General features: G+C 62.1%; 9 protein-coding genes. 6 read left to right on the plus strand and 3 right to left on the minus strand.

What is annotated here, in order from left to right; genetic code table 11:
- From AAG793_RS16700 to AAG793_RS16720, 5 genes are all read left to right on the plus strand, one after another.
- Positions 1–531: efflux RND transporter permease subunit (locus AAG793_RS16700; RefSeq protein WP_341910232.1), on the plus strand; the 531-nt coding region annotated here is incomplete at its 5' end.
- 81 nt (positions 532–612) lie between these two features.
- Positions 613–1023, plus strand: coding sequence for an Hg(II)-responsive transcriptional regulator (gene merR, locus AAG793_RS16705; protein ID WP_341910234.1), 411 nt, complete (start codon positions 613–615; stop codon positions 1021–1023).
- A gap of 74 nt (positions 1024–1097) precedes the next feature.
- Positions 1098–1469: a mercuric transporter MerT family protein gene (locus AAG793_RS16710; protein WP_341910236.1), complete on the plus strand. Its 372-nt coding sequence runs from the start codon at positions 1098–1100 to the stop codon at positions 1467–1469.
- A gap of 10 nt (positions 1470–1479) precedes the next feature.
- Positions 1480–1758, plus strand: a complete 279-nt coding sequence (merP, locus tag AAG793_RS16715) for a mercury resistance system periplasmic binding protein MerP (protein WP_341910238.1) — start codon at positions 1480–1482, stop codon at positions 1756–1758.
- Entirely contained in the window at positions 1758–1976 is a 219-nt protein-coding gene (locus AAG793_RS16720) for a GDCCVxC domain-containing (seleno)protein (protein ID WP_341910247.1), read from the plus strand. Before merP ends, AAG793_RS16720 begins: the two co-directional genes overlap by 1 nt.
- Positions 1977–2184: 208 nt before the next feature.
- On the opposite strand, the gene AAG793_RS16725 is transcribed toward AAG793_RS16720, so the two are convergent.
- Positions 2185–3576 carry an NAD(P)-binding protein gene (locus AAG793_RS16725; protein ID WP_341910240.1) on the minus strand — a complete coding sequence of 464 codons (1392 nt, stop codon included), beginning with the start codon at positions 3574–3576 and terminating at the stop codon, positions 2185–2187.
- Between the two features lie 348 nt (positions 3577–3924).
- Positions 3925–4473: a peroxiredoxin-like family protein gene (locus AAG793_RS16730; RefSeq protein ID WP_341910242.1), complete on the minus strand. Its 549-nt coding sequence runs from the start codon at positions 4471–4473 to the stop codon at positions 3925–3927.
- A gap of 114 nt (positions 4474–4587) precedes the next feature.
- Between AAG793_RS16730 and AAG793_RS16735 the strand changes: the two genes are divergently transcribed.
- Positions 4588–5469, plus strand: coding sequence for an AraC family transcriptional regulator (locus AAG793_RS16735; RefSeq protein ID WP_341910249.1), 882 nt, complete (start codon positions 4588–4590; stop codon positions 5467–5469).
- Here the strand turns inward: AAG793_RS16735 and AAG793_RS16740 are convergent.
- Positions 5425–5895 (minus strand): hypothetical protein (locus tag AAG793_RS16740; RefSeq protein ID WP_341910244.1); only part of this gene is annotated, 471 nt, incomplete at its 5' end. The two genes, AAG793_RS16735 and AAG793_RS16740, sit on opposite strands and share 45 nt — an antisense overlap.

The following is a 5895-nucleotide window of genomic DNA, read 5'->3' on the forward strand; positions in this document are numbered from 1 at the left end:
ATCTTTGTCCTGCTGTATCTGACCTTCAAGCGCTTTGACGAGGCCTTGCTGATCATGGCAACTCTGCCGTTCGCTCTCGTGGGAGGTATTTGGTTGCTGTACTTGCTCAGCTACAACTTGTCTGTGGCTGGTGCGGTTGGGTTTATTGCCTTGGCTGGCGTATCCGCTGAGTTCGGAGTGATCATGCTGTTGTACCTGAAGTCAGCATGGGACGAGAAACTTAAGCAAGGAAAATCTGACACCGCAGATCTGCTCGAAGCCATCCGTGAAGGCGCTGTGTTGCGTGTGCGCCCGAAGGCCATGACCGTCGCGGTTATTTTGGGGGGGTTGTTCCCGATCATGTGGGGAAGCGGAACAGGCTCTGAAGTGATGCAGCGGATCGCGGCGCCCATGGTCGGCGGGATGATCACTGCTCCACTGCTGTCCATGTTTGTGATTCCAGCTGTCTATCTTCTTATGCGACAGTCTCGTGAACACCGTAGAGTCAGTGCTCTTTTCTCATTAAGTCGGAACTCTACAGCTTCGCGTTAGGGAAGGTCTGAAAACGTTTTTGAGTGTCGAGTTGACGGTCATTGGGAGACAATATCGCCGTAGTCAGCTACGGAGATTTACGTGAATCGGAATACAAACAAGTTCACCATCGGCGAGCTTGCAGCCTTCGCCGGCGTCGGCGTAGAGACGATCAGGTTCTACCAGCGCAGGGGAATGGTGCAAGAGCCACCCAAGCCATCTGGATCCATACGGCGATATGGCGCATCAGACGTCCAGCGGCTTCGGTTCGTGAAGTCCGCCCAAAGTCTTGGGTTTAGCTTGGACGAGGTCGCTGAACTGCTGCGGCTGGAAGACGGCGCGCATTGCAAGGAGGCCAGCTCCTTGGCGGAATCAAAGCTTGCCGACATTCGCCGCAAACTTGCGGAACTTTCCCGCATGGAGACGGCCCTGTCCGGCCTGGTCGAGGCTTGCCACGTCGGTCGCGGGAAGGTGTCATGCCCCCTGATCGCCGCGTTTCACGCCGCTGGCTGAACTTGGTGAACCGGCAAAGCCATTTTCGTCTAAGGGCTTGACTCCGTAGTCCACTACGGTCTTACGCTAGGCGCATGGATATTGAAACTCCCCCTCCTGACCACGCCCGGCGCGCGAGTTCGCTAGCGCTGAGTGCTGCCGCGGCGGCGGCTTTGCTGGCTTCCGCCTGCTGCGTCGCGCCACTGGCGCTCGTCCTGCTCGGTATCTCCGGTGCGTGGATCGGCCAGCTCGCCGCCTTCGAGCCCTATCAGCCGATCTTCCTCGCCGCAGCCGCAGGTGCTCTGTTTCTGGCTTGGCGAAGGATCTGGCGTGCTCCGGACTGCGCCGACGACCGCGCTTGTGCGGCGCCCACGGCAAAACGCGTGCAAAAAGCGATCTTTCTGACCGTCGCCGCGCTGCTTGTCCTCGTTCTCGGCTTCCCAATGGCCGCCCCCTTGTTTTACTAAGGACAACCCAATGAAATCTGCCTTCCTGATCCTCGCGTTTCTAACCGGTCAAGCCTTCGCCGCGCCCCAGACGGCGACGTTGTCTGTTCCAACCATGAGCTGCGCATCCTGCCCTGTGACCATCAAGGCTGCGCTCACGAAGGTACCGGGTGTCACGTCGATCAAAAGCGACTTGGCCAAGCGGCAGACCACGGTCGTCTACGACGACGCGAAGACGGACCTTGCAGCGTTGTCGAAGGCCACTGCCGACGCGGGTTTTCCCTCTTCGCCGCTAAAGGCCGCGAAGTGATCGCCGAGCCCGAGCTCGCCTCCACGATTACCTGCCCCGAGTGCGGCCACTCAAAGGACGAGACGATGCCCACCGACACCTGCCAGTGGTTTTACGACTGCAAGGGTTGCGGCACGGTGCTCAAACCCAAGGCTGGCGACTGCTGCGTCTATTGCTCCTACGCGACTGTCCCGTGCCCTCCAGTGCAGGCGACAGGATCCAAAAGCTGCTGCGGCTGATCACAGACCATCACGCGCAAATCCATCAACAAGTCCCATGACTTCTTCGTCACCAGCGCGAGAACAGCCGCGGCGGTGGCCTCCATGTGCATAAATGTCTGCAGCGTCGCGATAGCGGCTTGCGGCCCAATTCCAAGCGTGAGCGCAAATCACTCAAACCAGATTGAGCTCCCTAAGCCCGTCTCTGTTCGTGGTTATTGCGCATGCGTCATCGCAGCAGACTGACAAGGTTGGCTGCGGCGGCGCCGCCGTATTGCTTCAGCTCGCCCCATGTCTGCGTAACCAGTGGGTGTCCGCGATGCACGCCCAAGTCCGATAGGGGGTTGAGCCGTGTGCCTTTGGCCCAAGCGTTAACTTCAGGATATGCCGCACGTGCACGCTCGTGGGCCAGCAGCGCGAGGTAGGACGATAGGTAGTCGCGTGGCTCGTCCCAGTAACGGATCGGCGGGCACAAGCGGTTCTTTTCGTCGGTGTCGGCGATAGTGGCCTCGACCACGCCAAGCAGCGCAGCCGGGTAGCAGGCAAAGCTCCAAAACAGGGGCTGGAGCGTCACACGATCGGCTTCAAAAATCGGCCGTGGCACTGGGCGTGCCAGTCCCACGGCAGCACAGTGGACATGCAGTGTTCTCGGGCTGGTGGGGATCGAGTGACCGTCAAACACGATCCGATCACGTTCAATGCGGCGTACATGTCCGTGTCGTACGACGTCACCGATCTGGCGCAGCAGAGCCAGCTCAGCCTCGCTGACCATGGCACCGCGGCTCATGGTGGGCACCACCGTAGTGTCGACCCGCAGAAAAAAGCCGTCGGCTTCGAGCCGGGCGAATACATCGTCCACAGACGTGGCCTGCGCCATGGCCTTGAACTGCAGGCCGATGCCAGCAAAGAATTCGGGAAGTCCTTCTCCCGGCTGATTGAACCGCCGGTTCAGCCACCAGCCTTCGCGCGGCCTGATCCATTGAATAGCGCTAGCGGACACGCCTTGCGATAGCAGCCAGACACAGGTGTCGAGCGCTGTCTTGCCGGTACCGATGATGACGTATCGATCGGGCCGCTCTGCCACGCGCACGATGTCGCCCGCAGGCACGCAGCGAACGCCCTCGGCTACCTCAAAGGGCGGCGGGCTGGTGGCGGGTATGCGTCCTTCAAGATATCCAGTATCGACAAGCTTGCGCTGCACACGCACCTCTTGCACGTCGCCTGTCAAGCGCGAGGTGATGAGGTGGCGTCCGTCTGACCCGACGGAGTAATCACTGCAGGGATGGTGGCGCACGCGCCCGGTAGGCAGGAAGTGCTGATTCATCACTTGCGCGTAGTAGGCGCACAGCTCGTCCGCCCCCGCGGCCTCATGAAAACCGGCGTTTATGCCGGTCTGGTTCACAGCACCACGCCCCAGAGGCACAGACGACACGCCGTAAAACGCAGACGGCTGATGCAGGTGTACGAACGGGTAAGCGTCGATCCAGTGACCACCGGGTGTGTGACGTCGATCAACCAGGGTGACGGTTGCATCGGAGTGGCTGAGCAAGGTGTCAGTGAAGGCCATGCCGGCTGCGCCGGTACCGATCACCAGGTAGTCTGTCTCGAGGGATTCGCGCATCTTCGCTCCTGAGAAATTTGGCCCGGTGCAGGGTTGCATTCGCGCCCTTGATGATTGGATACATGTTTGCAAAGTTTGACAAGGTACGGCGTAAAGCGTCTCTTGGGCATATCGTCGGCCGCTTGCTTGCTTGCTTGAGTGATGTGCTGTCCAACTCATCTTGGTAATATGTGGAAAGCGGCAATCGGGCCAGAAGCGGTCTTCATCCACTCGAGTGAGCCGTCGTTCAACAGGAGCCCCAAGGGGCGACGCAAGCAGCCCACCATGCGGACGCTTAGCCGCTGCTGCCTCCGAAGAGCGCCCTTCCCCTAGGCTGTGCCCGCACAGCACCTTTGTGCGTTCAGGGGTTCAGACCGGACCCACGTAATCACCGCGTGCCGGGTAGTCCATTGCGATGGCAAAGTCAATGGCCCCAAGCAGGTCCTGGAAGGCGGGCCTGGCGAAGGGCATGGTCTGTACTGCACCGTAGTAAAGGGTGCCGTCGGGTTTCACCAGAAACACTCCGGGCTCACTGAACAGCGCTGGCTCCTCGATGCCGATAGAGGTGGTGCCGCGCGATGTGCTGAGGTACAGGCCCCACTGGCGCGCGTTGGCCAGGCCCAGCCCGTAGCCAAAACGCACTTTCGCTGCGTTCACCTTGGTGGCCATGGCCTGCGCACGCTCGGCGTCGTCGCTGCTGGCGGCAAGAACACTCACGCCGCGTTGGGCGAACTCAGGCGCGAGGCGCTCGAGTTCGATCAGGTATTTGGCACAGATCGGGCAGTGCAGCCCGCGGTAAAACACGATCAGGTCGAAGCGCTGGGGCAGCTCGGCACCCAGGACGAATCGCCCGCCGCCAACCAGGGGCAGGGCAAGGGCGGGAACGGGCTGGCGGGGCATGAGAGCGTGGGTAGACATAGTGGGTTCCTAGGACTGGGGGACGGGTGTAACTCGGTGGGCGGCGTTGTGTAAAGCTAGACTATCGAGTATTTTCTGCAATCGTTTATCCACTTTCAATTGCATTTCGTGCAAATGACCACTATGTCGCACGCCGCAGTGCCAGTTCCCCGCCTCGATCGCCTGTCTGCATTGCTGGAGGGCCTGGCGCCCGAGGTCACCGTGCGCCACCTCAGCGCGGCCCCGGCTCTCCCCCCTTCAACAGGGCCCATGCCCACCTTGCGGCCCTCCTTGCGGCTTTACCTGCTGATGAGTGGTCGCGCGAGCTTGCAGCAGGATGGCCGGCACGAGGGCCTCGCATCGCCATCCCTGGTGATCTGCCGATCAGATACGCACCATTGCCTGACGCCGGAGGACGGCACCGTCCCGGTGAGCATCGTGCTCGTCGAGGCCTGCTTGCGCGGGCCTGCGGCACGCCTTTTGCTGGACGCCTTCGACGAGCCCTTCGTCATCCCGCTGGTTGACGCCGAGACGTCGCTGTTGCATACCGTCGGCCTCATCGCGGCCGAGCTGGAGCAGCCGCGCTGTGGGCAACCGGCGCTGTTGCACCGCGCGGGCGACATCCTGTTCATTGGGGTGCTGCGCCAGTTGGTGGCCCGCCCCACCAGCACGGTGGGTGGGGTCCTGAGCGGTCTGGCCGATCCACGGCTGGCGCGGGCGTTGGTGGCCATCCATGTAAGGCCGCAGGCGCACTGGACGCTGGAGCGACTGGCCGTGGAAGCGGGCATGTCGCGCACCGCCTTCGCCAAGCACTTCCATGCCGTCATGCGTCTGCCGCCCGGTCGCTACCTGCAGGTGGTGCGCCTGGCCATTGCGCGCAGTGAGGTCATCGCTGGGAGGGGTTTGAAGCAGGCAGCGCAGGCCTCGGGCTACCAGAGCGCGGCAGCGCTCTCTCGCGCGCTGTCGCGTCCGTCAGTGCGTGAGCATCACGCGCAGCAAGCGGCCGTCGTCCAGTAATGCGCAGGCGCCGCCGGGCACAGGCGACATGCGCTCGATACGCCCAGGCAGCGGCATCACATCGCCCAGCTCGGTCCAGCGCCCCGGCGCGTCCCAGCGCAACGCATGCAATGCCCGAAGCGTCATGTCGGGCACCAGCACAGTGGGGCGGTGTTCCTTCGATTGAACGACAACGGCAAGGCTCTGCTCAACCGCGCCCATGCGGTGATTGGACACATCGAGCGCGCGCGCATACGGCACCAGCAGCGGAGGACGGTAGTGCAAAAGCTGCAATTCGCCGCCGATGTGCGGCGTGAGGACCATGGCCAGGTCCAGACGCCCGTCGGCGTCGAAATCGGCCACCCCTACCGGGTTGAGCCAACGAAACGTGGTGCCGGTAAAGGCACTGCGAGCGCGCTCCACCAGCACCGGACCGTCGGCCCTGTG

The organism is Polaromonas sp. YR568 (genome assembly GCF_943372955.1).
Taxonomy (GTDB): domain Bacteria; phylum Pseudomonadota; class Gammaproteobacteria; order Burkholderiales; family Burkholderiaceae_C; genus Polaromonas.

What these genes read in the sequence shown, in the direction of transcription:
- AAG793_RS16710 (WP_341910236.1), top strand. Translation starts at nt 1,098, where the DNA reads ATGGATATTGAAACTCCCCCTCCTGACCACGCCCGGCGCGCGAGTTCG.
- merP (WP_341910238.1), top strand. Translation starts at nt 1,480, where the DNA reads ATGAAATCTGCCTTCCTGATCCTCGCGTTTCTAACCGGTCAAGCCTTC.
- AAG793_RS16725 (WP_341910240.1), bottom strand. Translation starts at nt 3,576, where the DNA reads ATGCGCGAATCCCTCGAGACAGACTACCTGGTGATCGGTACCGGCGCA.
- AAG793_RS16730 (WP_341910242.1), bottom strand. Translation starts at nt 4,473, where the DNA reads ATGTCTACCCACGCTCTCATGCCCCGCCAGCCCGTTCCCGCCCTTGCC.
- AAG793_RS16735 (WP_341910249.1), top strand. Translation starts at nt 4,588, where the DNA reads ATGACCACTATGTCGCACGCCGCAGTGCCAGTTCCCCGCCTCGATCGC.